At 41.1% G+C, this 21,607-nt stretch carries 12 protein-coding genes; 8 read left to right on the forward strand and 4 right to left on the reverse strand.

What is annotated here, in order from left to right:
* Positions 1-44 precede the first annotated feature (44 nt).
* Positions 45-1,484, forward strand: a complete 1,440-nt coding sequence (locus DWW91_RS02230) for an MFS transporter (RefSeq protein WP_122326809.1) — start codon at positions 45-47, stop codon at positions 1,482-1,484.
* Positions 1,485-1,493: 9 nt separating this feature from the next.
* Here the strand turns inward: DWW91_RS02230 and DWW91_RS02235 are convergent, their stop codons facing one another.
* Positions 1,494-2,639 (reverse strand): DUF6051 family protein, encoded by a 1,146-nt coding sequence (locus DWW91_RS02235; protein WP_009860777.1) that lies wholly within the window; start codon positions 2,637-2,639, stop codon positions 1,494-1,496.
* 180 nt (positions 2,640-2,819) lie between these two features.
* Here DWW91_RS02235 and DWW91_RS02240 point away from each other — a divergent pair, with 180 nt between their 5' ends.
* From DWW91_RS02240 to DWW91_RS02270, 7 genes are all read left to right on the forward strand, one after another.
* Positions 2,820-3,662 (forward strand): LytTR family DNA-binding domain-containing protein, encoded by an 843-nt coding sequence (locus DWW91_RS02240; RefSeq protein WP_010801394.1) that lies wholly within the window; start codon positions 2,820-2,822, stop codon positions 3,660-3,662.
* Between the two features lie 177 nt (positions 3,663-3,839).
* Positions 3,840-6,197, forward strand: coding sequence for an ABC transporter permease (locus tag DWW91_RS02245; protein ID WP_122326810.1), 2,358 nt, complete (start codon positions 3,840-3,842; stop codon positions 6,195-6,197).
* A gap of 269 nt (positions 6,198-6,466) precedes the next feature.
* Positions 6,467-10,390, forward strand: a complete 3,924-nt coding sequence (locus DWW91_RS02250; RefSeq protein ID WP_229060934.1) for a hybrid sensor histidine kinase/response regulator transcription factor — start codon at positions 6,467-6,469, stop codon at positions 10,388-10,390.
* A 151-nt stretch (positions 10,391-10,541) separates the two neighbouring features.
* Positions 10,542-13,685 (forward strand): TonB-dependent receptor, encoded by a 3,144-nt coding sequence (locus DWW91_RS02255; RefSeq protein WP_122326812.1) that lies wholly within the window; start codon positions 10,542-10,544, stop codon positions 13,683-13,685.
* Positions 13,686-13,697: 12 nt separating this feature from the next.
* Positions 13,698-15,431, forward strand: a complete 1,734-nt coding sequence (locus DWW91_RS02260; protein ID WP_010801398.1) for a RagB/SusD family nutrient uptake outer membrane protein — start codon at positions 13,698-13,700, stop codon at positions 15,429-15,431.
* 34 nt (positions 15,432-15,465) lie between these two features.
* On the forward strand, positions 15,466-17,286 hold the full coding sequence (locus DWW91_RS02265) for a heparinase II/III family protein (RefSeq protein WP_229060933.1): 1,821 nt from the start codon (positions 15,466-15,468) through the stop codon (positions 17,284-17,286).
* A gap of 32 nt (positions 17,287-17,318) precedes the next feature.
* A complete protein-coding gene (locus DWW91_RS02270) occupies positions 17,319-18,530 on the forward strand; it encodes a glycoside hydrolase family 88 protein (protein WP_122326814.1) in 1,212 nt (403 codons plus the stop codon).
* A 320-nt stretch (positions 18,531-18,850) separates the two neighbouring features.
* On the opposite strand, the gene DWW91_RS02275 is transcribed toward DWW91_RS02270, so the two are convergent.
* Genes DWW91_RS02275 through DWW91_RS02285 form a run of 3 tightly spaced genes read right to left on the reverse strand, consistent with a single transcriptional unit; the run spans position 18,851 to position 21,602 of the window.
* Positions 18,851-19,351 carry a lipid-binding protein gene (locus DWW91_RS02275; RefSeq protein WP_009860785.1) on the reverse strand — a complete coding sequence of 167 codons (501 nt, stop codon included), beginning with the start codon at positions 19,349-19,351 and terminating at the stop codon, positions 18,851-18,853.
* Between the two features lie 13 nt (positions 19,352-19,364).
* On the reverse strand, positions 19,365-20,069 hold the full coding sequence (locus tag DWW91_RS02280; protein ID WP_009860786.1) for a BT_2262 family domain-containing protein: 705 nt from the start codon (positions 20,067-20,069) through the stop codon (positions 19,365-19,367).
* 21 nt (positions 20,070-20,090) lie between these two features.
* Positions 20,091-21,602 (reverse strand): SusD/RagB family nutrient-binding outer membrane lipoprotein, encoded by a 1,512-nt coding sequence (locus DWW91_RS02285; protein ID WP_010801402.1) that lies wholly within the window; start codon positions 21,600-21,602, stop codon positions 20,091-20,093.
* Positions 21,603-21,607 lie beyond the last annotated feature (5 nt).

Raw genomic sequence — 21,607 nt, forward strand, 5'->3', positions numbered from 1 at the left:
AAATTGATATATATTTGCCGCAAATCATGAAAAACTATTAAGAAATGAGCGCATTAGGGAATGTCAATCAACAAATGACACGGTACAGATGGGTAATCTGTGCGATGTTGTTTTTCGCAACAACGGTAAACTATCTAGACCGTCAGGTACTTTCACTTCTACAGCCGATGCTGGAAGAAGAATTTCACTGGACAGACAACGATTATGGAACAATCACTGCCATTTTCTCCTTGTTTTATGCAATTTCCATGTTATTTGCCGGAAGGTTTATCGACTGGATGGGAACCAGGAAAGGATATGCCTGGTCAATTGCTGTCTGGTCTGCAGGGGCGGCACTTCATGCATTGTGTGGTGTATTAACAGAAAAATGGGTCGGATTACCAGATGCAGATGCGTTACGGGCTGTAGCTGCAGGAACAGACCTTGCGGCTACGATCAGTATGGTAAGTGTTACGTTCTTTATTATAGCACGTTGTGTGCTGGCTCTTGGTGAGGCTGGAAACTTCCCAGCTGCTATTAAAGCGACAGCAGAGTATTTCCCGAAAAAAGACCGTGCTTTTGCAACGGGTATTTTTAACTCTGGTGCTAATGTTGGGGCTATTGTGGCTCCATTGACTGTTCCTCTGATGGCTGAACTATGGGGGTGGGAAATGGCTTTTATTATTGTCGGCCTGATCGGTTTTATCTGGATGGGAATATGGTTGTTTATCTATAAACCAATCGCAGATAACCCAAAGGTAAATGATGCGGAACGTGCTTATATTCAGCAGGATGATGCTGAATTGACTCCGGATGAAATTGAGCCTGAAAATGAACCAAAGCTTTCTTTCATTGAATGTCTGGGCTTTAAACAGACTTGGGCGTTTGCTTTTGGTAAGTTTATGACGGATGGCGTATGGTGGTTCTTCCTCTTCTGGACTCCGGCTTATCTGAAGATACAATATAATATGGAAGGAACCCAGATCGCATGGCCAATTGCTATACTTTATTCTATTACGGTGATCGGTTCCGTGTTTGGCGGTAAATTTCCGACTTATTTCATCAACCGGGGGATGAATCCGTATGCAGGGCGTATGCGAGCGATGTTGATCATTGCATTCTTCCCATTGGTCGTTTTATTCGCGCAGCCATTGGGCTATATCAGCTATTGGGTGCCTATCCTGCTGATCTCCGTCGGTGCTTCTGCTCATCAGGCTTGGAGTGCAAATATATTCTCTACAGTAGGTGATATGTTCCCCAAAAGTGCAATCGCTACGATTACCGGTATTGGCGGTATGGCAGGCGGTATCGGTTCGTTCTTTATTCAGAAAGGGGCCGGCATGCTATTTACATATAGTGGCGATACCAACATGCAGTTTATGGGTTTCGAAGGCAAACCGGCCGGTTATGCTATTGTCTTTATCTTTTGCGCTGTCGCTTACCTGATCGGCTGGATCGTGATGAAGATGCTGGTTCCTAAATACAAGGTGATCACATTAAACTAGTAGGGACTTTTACAAGAATGCAGCTGCCTGGCTGAATATATTATTGAAAGCCTGGTTTACAAGTGTCTGGTCGGTTTTTGACCGGAACGGGAACGGAATCTGATGGGAATACTGGAACGGAAAATCTATTTCTTCCAGTATCTTGTCAGAGGCTTTACCCAGCGCTTTGATCACTCCGTTGGTCGGCATGACAATGTCTTTCTTCAGTGAGATTGCTTTGATGCGGTTGCAGGCTTTCTGGAAAAAGGACTCACGGTATTCCTGTAAGACATCAGGGCGAATCATGGCTTTGAACGCCTGTTCCAGAAAATCATTCTTAAAGGAAGTAGGCAGCGAACGTTCTTCCAGAAAATCGTGGCGGTAAAATCGTTGCAGGCTGTTGAATGCATCCTGGTCCATAATATCCCGTGCGTTTCCGTTCATCTGGCTGAAAATGGAACCGCCGCAGAACATGAACAGGCGGGTGTCGCTGAACATCTTTTCCGGATTACTCAACAACAAGACCTGTGATAACAAGGCCCCGATCGAATAAGCAAACAGGTTGATGGAAGTATCTTCTTTAAATAAGGGATGTTTTCCGCTCTTTATCTCATGTACCAATTGCCATAAGTTATAGACTGATTCGCGGCCGGACGCATAGAAACGCAACGGATTTCCTGACAGGCGGCTGCTTAATGTGACATTGGCAAAAGTCGAGTTTTCCAGGTTGTCTATTTCCTGTTTCCTCCGGTTCACCCAGGGTAAAACCATCCGTGGATTGCACCAGCTACCCGGTGTACGATTCATATGGAATGCGATAGGGAAAAGGATGACCGGCTTTCCGGTTGAACCGGCCAGATATTCGGCCCAGGTCAGGTATTTTTCCCAGGTACGTTCGTTCAGTCCGTGCAACAGGATGATGGCTTTGTCGCGTTTCTCTTTTCCCGAAGGGGCGAAGACTGTATAATTGAATGTTTTATTTTCCTGAATATGGTCGTCTGTGACGGAACAAAATTCAGTGGTGGCAAGTCCTTTCTGGAATTCGTTAATTTCGCTGGCACCTATCGTTTGTGTAAAGCGAAAGGGAATTATTTCCAGACGGCTCTCTTCCAGATGCGCCTTTTTATCGTACGAGAAAAGGCTGTTCAGTTGTTGTGTGCGAAGTGAGATATCCATAACAATCGATTTTTTGATGCAAACAAACATTATTAAAACAATCCTTGCAAATAAATGGTTCCGACGAACACCGGTTGGGACATAAACCGGAATGGCGGGGTGAAATTTTTATATGCGGGGTGAATGTTTCGGGATTTACTAGTACATTTGTTCTCCAAATAGGAGGCAAAAGATATGGGAATGCTCGGTCATAAAATACCCGGTTATATTTATGAAAAGTCGAACATCGTTCGCCTGATCTTGCTGACAGCGTTTTTCGCTTTGGTATTTATCAATATATATAAGCCGTTCAGTTCGTCGAACTGGTATCGGGTTTCAGAGTTTAAGTTTTTTGTTTTTTCCAGTCTGATTATTCTTACCGGTGTGCTGGTGGTGGTGATCAGCCGGATTGTGATGTATTATTGGGGCAGGAAACATGCCATTTCCGTAGGTGCATATTCGGTGTGGATTATTCTGGAGATATTTTTCATGTCTTTGTTTTATACGATCTACACTTTGGTACTGAATCCGGAGCGGGAGTATTTAAGCGTTTTCAAAGAGTCGGCTATCAACACAAGCCTGGTTCTGTTGTTGCCCTATTCAGTTTTACATTTCTATTTTTCCTATCAGGAGAAAGAACGGCAGTTGAGGTTGCTGGAAGAGGATCGGGCAGAGGCGGCAAACAAACTATCGGTTTTCTCTTTTTATGACGAAAAGCATGAATTGCGGTTGTCGGTGAAACGGACGAATCTTTTATATATAGAATCGGCGGATAATTATGTGTGTATCTGGTATCTCAATAAGGGAGTACTGACTAAGTTCATGCTGCGTAACTCTTTGAAATCCATAGAAGAGAGTCTGGCCGAAACGAATGTGCTGCGTTGCCATCGTTCATATATGGTTAATTTCGACCAGGTAAAGGTGATACGCCGTGAAAAAGACGGTATTTATCTGGAACTGGGAGTCGAGAAAGTCCCGGATATCCCAATATCAAAAACATATAGTGAAAAAGTGACACATTGGTTTATGACATATTCGTCGTAAATTATAGGGATAAAGTCTGGTCTCAGTATTGTGTAACGTTTGTGCGGATAAGAACAATATTTGTGCGAAAACACACAGGTTTACTATTGCATGAATAGTCTTATCTATCAGTAGAACAGCGTGTTATAATAATGGCACGTCTTTTGTTTTCTTCAATGAAACAAATGACATTGTATTATGGTAAAGCACTATTTAAAAATGGCTATCCGGCAAATATTAAAAAACAAGGTTCAATACTTGCTCTCCATTGTCGGTATCGCCATCGGACTATTATGTTTCAGCATGACATCTTATTATATAAGGAGATTTAACAGTCAGTTTACGGTTTGGAGCAATAACGACAGGATGGCTAATCTTTATGTGAAGTCGGAAAAAAATAAGTATAACGAACCATATATTCCGGGAAAAGAATTGCAGGCACTGATGAGTAACCCGGTGGCAGGAATGGAAAAAATAGCCTATTCTTACAGTTATGATAAAGCAAATATTACTATTAGTAATGCGGGACAGGAGGAAATACCTTTTCAATGTAGTTTCCAGAATATCACGGAAGATTTTCCTGTCATCTTCGGCATACAAACCCTTGAAGGGGAAATGCCAGTATGGACACCGGGAGAGGTCTGGATCAGTGAATCATCTGCCCGAAGGATATTCGGGGAGGATAACCCTATAGGCAAAACACTTTACTTCAGCCGGGCTGATACCGATACTTCGGCTGTTCAATACTCTACTATAAGTGCTGTTGTCCGAGATTTGCCGGATGGATCGCGGGAGAAGAACGATTTTTATTTCCCCGAAATATCGGTGATTAATCCGGATCGGAAATATTCGAACGTGGTTGTATTGCTGGAAAAGGGTGTATCAAGTACTGAAATAAACCAACGGTTGCGAAAACAACTACCTGTCTTTGGTAAGAATAATGATAATTATCTGGCTGTAATGACTTTTAAAGAAGAAATGTACAAACCGGATAATCTCGGAGCAACGCTTTTCATCCCTTTAATCGGTGCTTTGATATTGATAGCGGCTATGATTAATTTCCTGAAGTTCTGTATCCAGTCGTTCTACAACAGGACTAAAGAGTTAAGTCTTCGTAAAAATCTGGGGTCTGGTTCAGTTGGTTTATTCTGCCTTCTTTTCAGTGAGATTGCTATTCTTTTTCTTTTGTCGGCTTTGGTGAGTTTTGTCATGATAGAATGGTTTATTCCTGTTTTTTATCAATATCTGGCAAGTAAAGAGGTGATAAATGAAAATATGCTTATTCATCTTCCTACTTTGATTTGGCAGGAGTTGGAGTATTTATGTCTTTTGTTCATCATTTGTCTGTTAATTGCCGCATGGGCTGTTTTCCGTGTTAAACATATTTCCCTGCTCGAAGGGGTGAAAGGAGGCAAACGCCAGAAGCACGGTGTACGCAACTTTATGTTGGGGGTACAGTTGTTCATTTGTTTTCTTTTTATTTCAGGGGCGATCGGAATAGGATATATTCATCAGCTTGTGGATGGAAAGAGGAATAACACACTGACAGAGGAGGAATGTACCCGTATCTGGAAAGTGGAATTGTGGGAACCGCAATTACAGGGACATGAAGAAGAAATAGTTTCCCGCATCCGGACACTTGCAGGTGTAGAGGATATTGTTCTGGACAGAATAAGTAGTTATCCTGATTATAAAACAAAACGGGAGGAAACCATACACGGAATAGAATATGCTGTAAGCAGTAATTATTCTGACTTTATGAATCTGAAAATAGAAGGAAGAATGCCACGCTCTTCCAATGAAATAGTCGTTTCACGTTCACTTATCTGGGAGTTGGAAAAGGAAGGAGAAACGAACCCTTCGTCTGTACGGTTGGGTGACCGTACTTTCCAGATCACGGGTATATATGAACAGTTGCCTTTTGAACCATTATATACCCGTGAACAAATAAGCAGGGCGAACCAATATCATCGTTTCACATTTTTGTCCGTGCCGGAAAAAGCCGATTACAGGACTGCTTATATTAAATGTATGCCCGGTCAGGAGCAAGATGTGCGGAAAGGTATCCTGAGTATTGTCCGCAGCAAGTTGCCGGAATCTATTCCTTTCCTGCTGACAACCAAGCAGGAAGAACGTTTCCGGTATATCGGAGGTGAGAAGATGATGAGCGAATTGTTTATGTTGCTTTCTGTCATCAGTTTGATTATAACAGTTTTAGGTATCTATTCTGCTATTACGCTGGATACATACAGCCGGCAAAAAGAAGTTGCCATACGCAAAATCAATGGAGCTGGTCCGCGGGTGATCGCTCTTTTATTCGGAAAGTTGTACATTCGCCTGTTAGTTATTGCGGCCATCCCGTCATTGACGATTGTTTATTTATTCCTGCGTATGCTGATTAGCAAAAAAGTCGTTATTTCTGCGGAATGGCTGAATAATCCAGTTCTGTGGCTAAGTATAATATTCTTAACAACAACAATCGTGTTTATTACCGTGGCATATCGCATCTGGCTGATTTCACGGTTGAACCCGGCGGAAGTTATTAAATCAGAGTAAAGATTAACAATAAGTTTTCTCTTATAAGCGGAAGAGGATCCGCAGGAAATAGTGTAGTGTTTTTTGTCGAATGAAAGACTGAGCAATTGATATTGCAGTGAATAAAATATCTCTATCTTTGTATAATTCATAATGTAATTGTGAATAAGCGGGGATACAAGAAGACTCTTTTATTTAGTTTCGTAAATAAGATGAAAAAGCTACTGATATTGTTGTGTTTTTTATTCATTCACCAAGTTATTTATCCGGTTTATTTTAAGCATCTTGGTATGAGTGACGGATTATCGCAGGTCTCTGTTATGTCTATTTATCAGGACCAACTGGGACGGATGTGGTTCGGTACGCGTGAAGGACTCAGTGTGTATGACGGAGAACGAATGCGGGTATACAAGGGATGGGAGAATCCTGACCAGGAGAGTTCTATAAATGTTTTGTTAGGACATGAATGTGATCATCTGGTCGGCAACCGGCAGGGAGATATTTTTTTCAGAACTTGTGATTCTTTGGTGAGGTATGATATCCGGGAAGAAAAGTTCTATGTGATTGGGAAATATAAGGCAAAAACGGTCACCTCCTCAAATGGTGATATATGGACGGGGTATGATGGAATGATTTGCCGTTATGATGAAAAAGGGGATAGTTTATTGCTTTACACAGAGGAAGATATACCGGATATTTCCAGTTTGCTGGTCTCTGGAAATAAAATTTGGGTTGGAACGTATGAAGGATTATATGTGATTGAAAAAGGAGAAAAAGCACGTTGTCTGGTTGACGGACCGGAATTTTATCGTTTATTTGAAAGTTCTTCAGGTGAAGTATGGGCTGGTTGCCGTACCGGAGGACTGTATAGGATAATGCCGGATGAGAAGGTCATCTGGTATTCCGATTCTAATGCGGAACCTTACCATATAGAAAGCAATCAGATACGGAGTTTTGCGGAGGATAGATTTGGGAACATCTGGTTCGGAACCTTTTTAGGATTACATAAATATAATCCGTATACAGATAAATTTACTGTGTACCGACAAGACCATCTACCGGGTAGTCTGTCTCATTCTTCCGTATTTTCTGTTTATATAGATGCGCAGGCAACAATATGGGTAGGAACCTATTATGGAGGTGCGAACTATTTTAATCCAGAGAAGGAAATTTTTGCTCATTATACGGATAATCCTTTTCGGAAAGAATGTTTGAATTATTCTTTTGTCGGCCATTTGGCTGAGGATAAGAATGGTAATATCTGGATATGTACCGAAGGAGGCGGGTTGAACTTTATGGACCGTAAAACGCGTACATTCAAATATTTTACTGCGGGACCTTCTAATTCGGTCTTACAGAATAATCTGAAATGTATTGCGTATGACGAAAAACGGGATCAGTTATATATTGGTACGCACCATGGAGGACTGACTCGATTTGATATAAAAACCGGTATTTTTCATAATTATTTGGATGATTATGAGAAAGAAGATGTGAAACCGGATGGTATTATCTTTCACACGATGATTCATAATGATAAGTTATATGTGAGTGCAATGAACGGGACTTTTGTTATGGATCTTGATACGGGTGAGTTTAAATGGTTATGTAGAAATGCACAGAATTTTACGATTGATAAGGAAGAGAATATATGGATTATGATCGGAACTTCCCTTATCAGGATTAAACTGGCTGATCCTGATAATCAGAAAAAATATTTTCTGCCTCAATACGGTATTCAATTTGAACCTAAACGGATTATTACGACCAATAGTGGCGATATTTATTTTGTTGTTTTGGGAGGAGGGTTATACCGGTATGATAAACAATCCGATTCCTTTATCCATTACTCACAGGGAAGCGGGCATTTGTTAAGTAATTATTGTTATAATGTTGCGGAAACAAATTCGGGAGAATTACTGGTTACCAGCGATAAGGGTATTACTTTTCTGAATCCTTCCAATGAGAATACCCGGTTTGTGACATTGGGAACGAATTTACCTATCACTTCAATTGCGGATGGATGTGGTATTTTGGTTTGCAGAAATAATGAACTGTTTGTCGGAGGAAATGACGGCCTTGCCTCTTTCTTCCGGGAAGATCTGGATCAAAAAGAAAAGAATTATTCTTTATATTTCTCGGAACTGTATATCCATAATAAAAGAATATATCCGGGGGCTGTTTCGGGTGGGATCTTGAAAGAGTCTTTTCCTTTTAATAAGTCGATTCACCTGAATAATAAACAAAACAATCTGATCATAAATTTTGCGACTACTAATTATATTGATATTCAGAAGAATAATGAATATCAATATAAACTGGTCGGTTTTGATGAAGATTGGGTATCCTCTTTTTCCTCCAGTATTTATTATACGAATCTGGATCCCGGGAAATATAAACTGTTGGTCCGTGAAAAGATTTTACCGCAGCACTTGATGAACCGACGTGAAATTTCTCTGAACATCTTGATTGCACAACCTTGGTATAATACGGTCTGGGCATGGATTCTGTATACTCTGACTACCATTATAATTGTTTATCTGACAATTCGCACGATAAATGCCAGGAGAAGATTAGCCCTTTCTCTTGAGAAAGAAAGAGAAGAGAAAGAGCGGAATGAAGAACTTAATCAGGCCAAACTACGTTTTTTTACTAACATCAGCCATGAGTTCCGCACTCCGCTGACGCTTATTTTCAGTCAGGTGGATATGTTGCTTCAGAGTTCATCACTTCCTCCAACTTTATATAATAGGATTGTTAAGATTAGTAAGAATGCAACTCGCATGAGGAATATGATTTCCGAATTGTTGGAATTCAGGAAACTCGAGCAGAATTATGTTTCGTTGCGCGTCTGTGAACAAAATCTGGTTCCTTTTTTGAAGGATATTTATCTTTCGTATTGTGAATTGGCTGCCCAACGAACGATTTCCTTTAATCTTCATCATGAAGAAGATGATGTTTTGCTGTGGTTTGATTCCAATCAACTGCAAAAGGTCTTTTATAATCTTTTGTCCAATGCTTTCAAATATACTAAACCGGGAGGTGTGGTAGATTTGTATATTTCTCCGGATGAGAATAATGTTCATATAAAAGTGATCGATACGGGTATCGGACTATCGTCTGGTGATGTGTCACGTATTTTTGACCGTTTTTATCAGGCGGAAAATGGGAAACAACTGTCTGAGGCCAATCCGGGAACCGGACTAGGGCTGGCATTGAGTAAGAACATTGTCAACCTTCATCATGGGGAGATTACGGTACAAAGCCAGTTGGGATATGGCACAATTTTTACGATCACCTTATTAAAAGGTAAAGCCCATTTTGAGAATGATGGAAATACCATTCTTCTGGAAGTTCCGGAAGAGCCTATGATCAAACGGGGATCGTTGCCGGATTCCGTTTTACCGGAGGAATATAAAGAGGTGGACACAACTTTTCCGGATCTGAAGGTCGGTTCTTATAAGATACTGATAGTGGAAGATAATGAGGAGTTGCTACAAATATTAAATACCTTGTTTACTCCTTTTTATCAGGTGATATTAGCTGGAAATGGAGAAGAAGGTTTACGAAAGACTATTGAGGAAAAACCGGATTTGGTGGTCAGTGATGTTATGATGCCTTTGATGAGTGGCATGGAAATGTGTATGAAAATTAAGAATAATATTGATCTTTGCCATATTCCTGTCGTTTTGTTGACTGCCCTTGATTCCGTTGAGTATAATATTGAAGGTTTCCAGCAGGGAGCGGATGATTATGTGAGTAAGCCTTTCCATGCAAGAGTTTTACTGATGCGTTGTAATAATTTAATTCGTAATCGTTTATTGTTGAAATCCAGATTGACTCAGCAAGGTGATTTTGATGTACAGTTGCTGGCTTCTACTTCGCTGGACCAGAAATTACTGAATCGTATTGTAGAAATTATAGATGAACATATGGGCGACCAGGATTTCGATGTGAATATACTTGCCCGTGAATTGAATATGGGACGTAGTTCCTTTTTTGCAAAAATGAAAAATCTTACAGGTATGACACCGAGTGAATTTATACAAAATCAGCGTATCAAACGTGCAGCGGTTCTGCTACAGGAACGGCCGGATATGTTGGTGAGTGAAATCTCGGATCAACTGGGATTTGTTTCTACCATATATTTCAGTCGTTGTTTTAAGACAAAATTCGGGGTTTCGCCGGCTCAATTTCGGAAAAAAGAGAAGTGAAATAGCTAATCATTTATAATCAAATAGTTAAATCTTCTATTTGGACTGTGTGTATATAAAAAACGGACGCTATGTATAGGTCTTTTTTTGTGTACCCGGCTATTTTTGCCTCAGAGTTTATCTGAATTTATTAATCTAAATCTACCTATTTATGACGAATGATTTGAACATTCCTTCTTTTAGGAAAACAATGTTTGCAGGAATGGCCACACTATTCTTGTCCGTGGGAATAGTCCAAGCCAATCCGGTTAGTGCCGGGGAAGGTATAACGGAAAAGTTGCTATTATCCCAACAAGCGAAAGTGATTGTTACGGGAACAGTAAAAGATGCACAGGGACCGGTAATCGGAGCAAATGTAGTAGAAAAAGGAACTACTAACGGAACGGTCACTGATATGGAAGGGCGTTTTTCTTTGCAGGTGTCTCCTGGTGCAGTATTGACGGTTTCTTATATCGGTTATATAGAACAAAGTATACCGGTAAATGGAAAAAACTCTTTTATGATCCAATTAAAAGAAGATTCACAAGCCTTGGATGAAGTTGTGGTTGTGGGATATGGAACACAGAAAAAAGTGAATATGACAGGAGCTGTATCATCTGTTGATATGAGTAAGATGGTAGATAGTCGTCCTATTACTTCATTGTCAGCAGGGCTTTCGGGTATGGCTGCCGGTGTATCTGTGACACAAGGTAGTGGAGGACGGCCTGGCAATGATGGAGCAACTATACGGGTACGCGGACAAGGTACTTTGAATAATTCTGATCCATTAGTTGTTATTGATGGGGTTCCGGGAAGTATGAACGATATTAATCCGCAGGATGTGGAAAGTATTTCTGTGCTGAAAGATGCTGCTTCGTCTGCAATTTATGGTTCACGTGCTGCTAATGGTGTTATCCTGATCACAACCCGTAAAGGTAAAACAGGCGGTTCCAGAATTTCTTATAACGGTTATGTAACTATGCAACAGGTTGCTCATCGTATGGACCTTGTGACCAACTATGCAGATTATATGGAATTGTTTAATGAAGGAGAAAGAAACAGTAATCTGCCGGCACCGTTCAGTCAGGAAAAAATAGACGAGTGGCGTGCTGCCGGGAATAGTGATCCTGTAAAATATCCGAATTCGGATTGGCAGGATGCTGCATTCAAAACAGGATGGTTGCAAAATCATACCATATCCATTACCGGAGGTTCTGATAAAATTCATTATTTCATATCTGGAAATTATCTGAAGAATCCGGGAATTATGGAAAATTCCGGTTATGACCGTTATAGTGCCCGTGTGAACCTGGATGCAGAAGTTAAAGAATGGTTTACGATTGGAGTTAATGCCTATGGTTATCGTGGAAAAGAAGATTTGGGATTGATCCAGACGGAAGGTACAGGCAGTTTATTTTATACACATTTGCAGGCGACGACTCCCGGGATGTGTTTCCAGGCACCAGACGGGCGGTATGGTGGTGTCAATAATCCGGAAGATGATGCCCAGTCTGGTACCAATAATATATTGCGTAAGTTAAACAGTACAAAGGGAAATCGGACAACAAATAAAATGGTATCGCGTTTTTATGCACAGATCAGACCTTTTAAAGGATTGACTATAGAAGGATCTTATACATATGATTTTCAAAATAGATACCGTTATGAACAGCCCGTGTTCCATGATATATGGAATTTGTATAGTAATACTGTCCAGACTGCCGGAACAGGAAAGACAAAAGTGACCAATCATGATGAAAAATGGGTACGGAATCATATGGATGGAATTATTCGTTATGAAACAGATATAGACCGATTAAATATTCAGGCGACAGTCGGAGGTAGCCAGGAAGCGTATCGTTATAATTGGTTCCAGGCCAGTAAGGAAGATTTGATCGCTCCGGAAATGACGGAATTGAATGCCGCAACGGCCAATGCTACAGCGACAGGAAACTATTCTAACTGGGCTATGCATTCTTTCTTTGGAAGAGTAAACCTGAACTGGGATGAGAAATATTTGTTTGAAGCCAATCTTCGTATGGATAATTCTTCCCGGTTTGCTGCAGGAAAAAACAGAAGAGGTTTCTTCCCTTCTTTTTCTGCCGGTTGGCGTATGAGTGAAGAAGGATTTATGAAAGATATAGATCTTGTCAACCAGTTTAAAATACGTGCTTCTTATGGCTCATTGGGAAACAATTCGGTAGGTGATTATGATTATCAGATGTTTTATTCTGCCTCAAATTATACATTGAATAATTCCGTACAGATTGGGATGGCGCAAAGGGCCTTGTCTAATGCCGGTTTGACATGGGAGACGACCTATTTAACAAATGTGGGAATTGATTTCGGTGTTTCGAAATTGAGTGGTAATGTTGATTTCTTCGTAAAAAATACCAAGGGAATCCTGATTGATTTACCTGCTCCGTTAGTGCATGGGAATGCAACTGTTCCTAAATCAAATGCTGCCCAGGTCCGTAACAGAGGTCTTGAATTGAATCTGACGTGGACTGACCGTATCGGGCAAGTAGATTACTTTGTGGGAGGGAATGTATCATACGTAAAAAACAAAGTAACTAAATTTAAAGGTGATGAACCGTCTATTAGCGGGACTAATATGATATTGGAAGGACAACCAATCAATATTCAGTATGTTCTTTCCGTAGATCGTATTATTCAGACAGAAGAGGATCTGGCATTGGTCCGGGCCATGGAAGAGAAAAATCCGGATGCTTTTTCCCAGTATAAAAAACCGGAAATGGGCGATTTCCTTTATAAAGATATTGATGGTGACGGGTGTATTACGGATAAAGACCGTATCATGGTTGGTAATGGAACTAATCCAACTGTCACTTTTGGTTTCAATTTCGGTGCAAGTTGGAGAGGATTGGACTTCTCATGTATTCTTCAGGGGGCAACAGGACTGAAAGAGTACTGGAGTGGTCAGGATGGAGCTAGCTTTTGGCCTTTAGTTCGCCGGGGTAATCAGATTAATAAGACAATTGCTGACGGACGCTGGTATTCGGGGCGAACAGATGCTACTTACCCGCGTTTGTTGGATTACAGTGATGGACGTAACAGTGTAGCCAGCGACTTTTGGGTCCAGGACAGATCCTATGTAAGGGTAAAAAATATACAATTAGGATATACTATCCCGAAGCAGCTTTCCCAGAGACTATTGCTGGATAACCTTCGCTTCTATGTCAGTATAGATAACGCATTGACATTTACGGGATATAAAGGGCTTGACCCGGAAATATCAGGTACTAAGTATCCAACAATGAGATTAACAACATTTGGACTGAATCTTACCTTTTAAATATTTTGAACCATGAAAAAAATACTGATATATATTTCTATTTTATTGACATCTGCCACATTCAACGGATGTTATGATCTTAATACTTATCCCGGTGATAAAGTAAGTGAGAACCTTTTCTACCAAACGGAAGAACATGCGAAACAAGGATTGATGGGAATTTATGGCATGTTACGGGATAATCACGCTTACGGTTACCAGTTTTTATTCGATCACCTGGCTGATATTGCTTATGGATATGACTATTATATGATGTATCTGGGTACTTATTCTGATCGTTCAGCAGAAATTCAATCCAAATGGCAAACAATGTATGATGGGATTCAGAGAGCTAACAGCTACCTTCGGGTCATACCCACTATGGATGTTCTTACCGAGGAACAAAAAAATGAGTATATGGCTGAAGCCAGATTCCTGCGGGGAATGTTTTATTTTACTCTGTTGGACTTATACGGCGGTGTTCCTTACTATGATGAAACGACGAATCTGAATGTGGAATACGTTGGCTTGAAGAAACCCAGAAGCTCCGCGGAAGAGATCCGTGCACATATCATCAGTGACTTGAATGAGGCTGTCGCTTATCTTCCGGTCAGGCATAATGATTCTGATTATGGTCGTGCGACGAAAGGGGCAGCCTATGCCTTGCGTGGAAAAGTCTATCTTTATAATAAAGAATGGCAGAATGCTATTGCGGATTTTGAAGAGATTGTCAATAACAAGTCTAACAACTATGGATATGGCCTTGACGCTGATTATGCTCATATATTTAAACTTTATAATGGAGATAAGAGTTCAGAGATGATCTTTTCCGTACAGAATAAAAGTGGTGTCGGAACAGAGTATGGTATGGCTATGCAAGCATTGATGGGAACACGCAGTGCGTTTGGTAGTTGTTGGAACAATACTGTTCCTTCCACTCAATTGGCAGATATGTATGAACTCAAAGATGGCCGCCCTTTCAGCTGGAATGATGTTTTTCCCGGATATAATGACGCAACTCCGGATCAGCGTAAAGAATTGTTTAGTGTAGAGATGGATGCGTCAGGGGCTGTTATTGGATTGCGAGATGTAGATACAGCACAAATATTGAATGTATATAAAAGCAGGGATCCTCGTATGATGGCTACTTTGATTGTCCCTTATTCTATTTATAAAGGTTGTATCGGAAAGACGACCCCACGAGATATGTTGTTTGCAATGGACCACAATGTGCAAGGGAATGAAAATCAGGGAACCATACGGAACAATAAAGGCTGGATCTCTTATTTGTATCGTAAATTTGTAGTTGAATATGATCTTGGCGGAGCTATCAGTGACCGTTTACACACTCCTTTTGAGTTTCCTCTGATTCGTTATGCGGATGTATTGCTGATGTTGGCAGAGGCCTATAATGAAAATAACCAACTGGATAAAGCTGTTGCCGAATTCAATAAGGTAAGAGCCAGAGTGGATATGCCCGGATTAAACTCTGGTCCAGCATGGATGCTTGTTACATCCAAAGAGCAGATGGCTGAACGTATACGAAAAGAACGTGCTGTTGAGTTTGCGGGAGAAGGATTACGTTTCAGTGATTTGCGCCGTTGGGGATGGGAAATAGCAAGCAAGGCTATGAGTGAGGTAGATGCAATCAATATTTATGGTGAATTTATCTATACTCATAAGTTCTCCGAACGGGATATGCTTTGGCCTATACCTGGTGTAGAGATAGAGCGCAACGAAGCGTTGAAGCAGAATCCGGGATGGTAAATCCGTTCAAAATGTAATTTCAATGTATCAATTTATGAGATTTATTAGTTTAGTGAGCTTATCATTCTTTTTGTTTTCTTCGGTGGTAAACTGTAAAGATGCATCGGCCCTTTTTCCTGAAAGGGTGTTGCAGCAGCATCCCAGGTTGCTGTTTAGTAAGCAGGAAGAACAAAGAGTTCAGGCTTTAGCGGGTAGAGAACCTTTATTGGACAGCCTACGTGCCGGTTTGATGAAGGAAGCGGAACGATTATTGGTTGTTCCATTACAGGAGGATCCGCGCACGAAGGTTAAACAGACGAAAGATATATTGCCGGTCAGTCGTGAACAGGTATACCGAATGGTCAACCTGTCCCTGGCTTACCGGCTCAGTGGAGATAAACGGTTTGCAGAGAAGGCAGAAAAGGAATTGGTGCATGTCTGTAATTATCAGGATTGGGACCCTGCTCATTATCTAGATGTTGCAGAAATGACGACTGCGGTTGCTATCGGATACGACTGGTTATATGATGTGCTGTCTCCTGTGACAAAACAATTGATTGTCAGTTCCATTAAAACGAAGGCTCTGGATCTTGTTGTCGAAGAGTATAAAACCGGTAACAGTGATTCTTGGGCCAAACGTGAGACGAACTGGAATGTGGTTTGTAATACAGGGATGGTATTAGGGGCTTTAGCCATTGAGGAGTATTATCCTGAACTTACCCAACATATTATCGGTGAAGCTGTAAAGTATGTTCCTAATTGTCTGAAACATCTGGCACCGGATGGAGTTTGTTATGAAGGACCTGCCTATTGGGGATATACCAATATGTATCTTTCGCTCTTATTAAAGGCCTTGAATGATAATCTCGGACAGGATTTCGGACTTTCTGAAATGCAGGGTGTGGATAAAAGTGTTTTGTATTATATGCATAGCACAAGTCCTTCCGGTAAGATATTCAATTTTGCTAATTCCGGAAGTACGGCGCCGGCAGCAGAACCTATTTATTTCTATTTCAGTAAAGCATTCAATCAGCCGGAAGCAGCAGCGTTTTATAGGAAGGTCCTTTCGGAAACAGTACAAAGCGGGAATTATTTCAGATTTTATTTTTTGTCTATTCCCTGGTATGATACAGCCTTTTCTGCTTCAAAAACCTTGCCGAAGTTAAACGTCTACAGAGGAATAAACGATATTGTTGTATTTAATGGAGACAGGAATGTATCCAACAGTATTTATCTGATCGCTAAAACCGGCGATCCGGATATGGCACATCAACAGTTGGATATCGGAACTTTCATTGTAGAAACAAACGGGATAAGGTGGACTGACGATCTGGGAACGGATAATTACAGTTTGCCCGGATTCTGGGATTATAAGCCGGACGGCCGGAGGTGGACTTATTTTAGGAATTCCAATTTTAGTCATAATACTCTGTCGATCGATAATCAATTGCAAAATTCAGCTGGGATGGGAGAGATCAAAGATTGTGACGATAAAGCTGTCCGCCCTTTTGTAACAATGGATATGAGTACGGCTTATCAGGAACAGAGCCGCTTTGTTTACCGGACTTTCTGTTTATTGGATGATACCCGGATAATGATTACGGACAGCGTAGGGTTAAAAAATGCGGAGCAATCGGTTCAATGGTCTGTGATTACTTCTGCCGATGTTGAATGTAATGGAAATACGGCAATTTTACGAAAAGATGGTAAATCATTCTTTTTGAAGATTGAATCGCCGGTTAACGCTTCGTTTACAACAAAAAGGGCAAAAAGAGAGACGGAAAATGAAAAACCTATAGAAGGTTATACGGTTTTATCGGCTTCGGTTTCAGATAGCACCATACAGGTAATCAAAGTCTTATTATCAGGAGATTAGACATGTAGTTAGATCAAAAATAAATATATAATATGGTAAAAATGAAGTATTTAATGGGTATAGCTTTCTGTGCTGCGTTGATTTCATGTAGTGAAGTGAAGAAGGAGTTTATTGAAGAAAATGTGGAGTTTGCCCATAAACAGATAGGTAATGAGATAAAACTTATTGAAGAAAGCGGTAAGTTTATGAATCCGACGACCTTGAATTCAGACGGCTCCGTTTATTACTGTAATCTGACCGACTGGCGAAGCGGTTTTTTCCCAGGTTCTATATGGTATTTGTATGAATTGACGGGAGATAATACGTTGTTACCTATAGCCCGAAAGTATACAGAGGAGGTTAAGGATGCCAAAAACATTACATGGAATCATGACGTCGGTTTTATGATCTATTGCAGTTTCGGCAATGGATTACGTTTAACAGGAGATGAGGAGTATAAAAATGTGATTGTTGAGGCAGCCCGGTCTTTATCGACTCGTTTCCGGCCTGTGGCGGGTATCATTCAGTCCTGGAATGTTGACAGGGGATGGATTTCCGAACGTGGTTGGGAATGTCCTGTCATTATTGATAATATGATGAACCTTGAGTTATTATTTGCTGCAACAAAATTGTCCGGCGATTCGACATTCTATAAAATTGCTGTTTCCCATGTGGATCGTACCATGAAGGAACAGTATCGTCCGGATGGCAGCTGTTATCATGTGGTAGATTACAGTATGGAGAATGGTTCCGTTCGTTTCCGTCATACTGCACAGGGATATGCACATGAATCGGCATGGAGCCGTGGGCAAGCCTGGGGTATCTATGGTTTAACACTTTGTTATCGTGAAACGGGAGACCGAAAATATCTGGACCAGGCGTTAAAATCAATCCATTTTATGTTTACTCATAAAAATACTCCTGATGATTTTATTTTTTACTGGGATATGGATGCTCCTAACATACCAAATGACTATCGGGATGCTTCGGCTGCGGCTTGTATCGCTTCTGCCTTATATGAAATAACAACGATGGGAGTTTCTGAACCGCAGACATATAAGGCATATGCTGACCGTATTATGGAGAGTTTGGCTTCTCCGGCATATCGTGCGGAATTGGGAAAGAATGGGAATTTTCTATTAATGCATTGTGTAGGAAGTATACCTCATAATGGTGAAATAGATGTTCCACTCAATTATGCTGATTATTATTTCTTGGAGGCATTAAAACGGAAAAGGGATATAGAGAAGATGTATAATTCGTAACAGCACAAGACTCTTTTTGTATTGTATGGCACATAATCCTTTGTTTTAATTCAAAGATTATGTGCCTGTACAATTTATTCTGTAATTACCGAAAACTCACCGATCCCTGCCTGGGGCTGATTTCACGGTTGAACCCGGCGGATGTAATCAAGGCTGAATAAAATCGTCTTTGAATTGGGCTCGAAGTATAAGTGATTGCATTGGACTAATTGGGTATGATGTATAATAAAAACCGGAGCTGGTATCACTACTAACTCCGGTCAAGTGTGTTTAGCAAGATTTTTGGTTAACTTATATGTTTTATAAATAGTTCTTATCTATTAATCGTCGACAGCAAGTCCTGTATAGCGATATCCGGAAACTTTATACCTCATGCCAGGTTCATCGTCGCTGAATGAGATATAATAGACAATACTGTCCGCCGGTGTTCCGTGAGGTGTCGTAGCAGCTCCCAATAAGATTTTACCGCCGTCAATCGTTACATCACATTCGTAGGCTTCATTGGGAACAGCACCATTAGTCGCAAATGTCAATGCATTGACATCCGATTTAACCCGTACTTTATATTCCCAAAAGTGGCCTATATCGTCTACATACATTTCGGTGGGTGTATTTGCTGCCGTGTTATAGGTATTCATCAGGATATGCCCTATTCCGTTGAAATCTTCGGCAATGACATTACCTCCTTCATCTACCGCATCTACCGTCACTTTCCATTCACCGGCAAGTGCTTCGGTTGCTGTGTTGCCTATTTCGTCTTTTTCGCAACCCGCCAATACGAATACCAGCAGGGTAAATAGCCAAATAATATGTTTATTCATAATTTCTATCCGTTTATTTGTTCATTATTACATAGAATGTCATCGTTCCCGCATAGTCGATATACCAAGAAATCTGTCCTGTTTCCGGGTCATATTTTCCCTCTTTCATGCTGTCCATAGAGTCGCCCCAACCAGCAAGCAAACTACTGAGCGGTTCGATCGTATTGTCTGCATTCAGTTTGAAATAGCCTTTCATGGCATAAGCTGCACCGTAAGCGGCTCCTTGGTCATACCAACCTCCCAGAAAATCGGATACGGCAAATATGCCTGGTGCTACCAAAGTAACAGATACACTGAAATCTCCTTTGAATGGAGCTTGTTGACCATTCATATTTCGATAACTGACGCTTGAGTCTACCGTATAATCACCGGAAGCATCTGTTGTGACCTCCGGATCATAAACAACCACCGTGCGTTTAACCGAACTGGAGAATCCATCCGCATTCGTAGCTGAATAAGATACGGAATATAGACCGATTTGATCAGCTTTCACATCACTATTGACAGTTACCGAAGCGGTCACATCTTCTTCTCCCTCCATGGCAACAACACCGGGATCAGAGAATGTACTGCCCACTGGTACCAGCATGGGATCATCACCATTCAGTTCAAAGTTCACATAATAGGTCACTTTAGTCAGACCTTCTGTCGTTTTCTCGCAGCCCCATAAACCGAAAAGACCGCAAAAAAGCAATAAACTATAAATTACTTTTTTCATAAATCTCTCTTTTAAATTAAATTATTTACCCCAAAACACCGGTGACGTATATCCCGGGAATGCCGGTGTGTTCTCATTACGGGAAGAAGAACTTTCTGCATACGGATAACGTTCCAGCAATTTATTTGCACCCACTTCGCCAAATACCTGAATCGGCGTGTACAACGTACCGGGAACATATTTGGATGTATTGTATGATTCCTGATCGCCTTCGGTATAAAAGTCGCTACCTTTGGCTGTACCGAATGTGGGGTAATCCAAACGACGCATCTCACACCAGGCTTCGAACGGGTTGACACCGGAAAGGGCTACCCATTTTGCGATACCGATACTCTTCTTATAATTGGAAGCATCGAACGGATAACGGGCTACATAGTCGGCAGCTCCACTTACGTTGGCAGAAGCAAAAGAAGCCTCGATGGCGGCCGCATAATGAGTGGCGGCATCGGCTGCAGATCCATATCGTGCATAATATTCAGCCTTGAAGAATTCAACTTCTGATACGGTGATCAGGTAAACCGGCATATCGAATGTGGCCACCGGACGGCACCAATCCTGCAATTTACTGGTAGACTTCGGATAGTTGGTTCCTGAAATACCGCCGATATATTCATTGCTTTTGTTTTTTTGAAAGAAAGCAGCCAAACGAGGATCTTCATATTCGACAGCGCCTTCGCTGTTCTTTACTTGCATCGTACCGATGATCGCCAGGTTGGCAGCGATATTGGTTTGCGTAGACCCCCAGGTCGTAGCAAATTCTTCCGAATAGAACGGGTTCATCTGCCCTGGTTCGTTCTTCCAACATCCTTTATAAGAAACGTCGGTGGTTGGGAAGTTGTTTTCTGCTAATAAAGCAGCCACTTCTGATTGTACGTCTTTCACACCGGATATACGCATCAGCATCCTCAACTTCAATGCATTGGCGAACTTGATCCATTTGTCGGCCGTTGAAGACGGGAAAAGGAAGTTGGTGCATACGATATTCGATGCCGAAACCTTTTCCAATGCCTCATTGATTTCTGCAATCACTCCTTCATAAACCACCTGTCCTTCATCATATTTAGGAGTCGGGAAGTTTTCTAAATCCAGTGCTTCTGTATAAGGTACTTCGCCATAACAATCAACCAAAGCCTCATAAACAAACGCGCGCAAAACCGTTCCTGCCAAATAGGTACCCCAGTCTTCCTGCTCTGCGGACTTGATTAGTAATGTCTTCAGGTTCTGTAATGCTTTTTGATTGAATTGTGTATAGGTTCCGCTACTGCGGGTAGCCGACATATTGAACTTTGAATAGTCCAAATAGTTGCTTGTTCCGAATAAGTGCGCGTATTGCTGGGCATGGAAACCTCCGGCGATGCGCAAAAAATTACCATAGCTTGAAGCCGTGTTCATTTCGATGGCAGGCATTAACATGGAAGTCTCTACGTTCTCCTCGGCTGGCGAATTGGGATCCGTGTTGATATCCAAATAGCTGTTGCAAGAAGTGAAGCTTACACCCAAAAGCAGTGCAGATGCCAATAATATTTTTTTCATATTTT

Origin of the sequence: Parabacteroides sp. AF17-3 (assembly GCF_003635445.1) — a bacterium.
Lineage (GTDB): Bacteria > Bacteroidota > Bacteroidia > Bacteroidales > Tannerellaceae > Parabacteroides > Parabacteroides goldsteinii.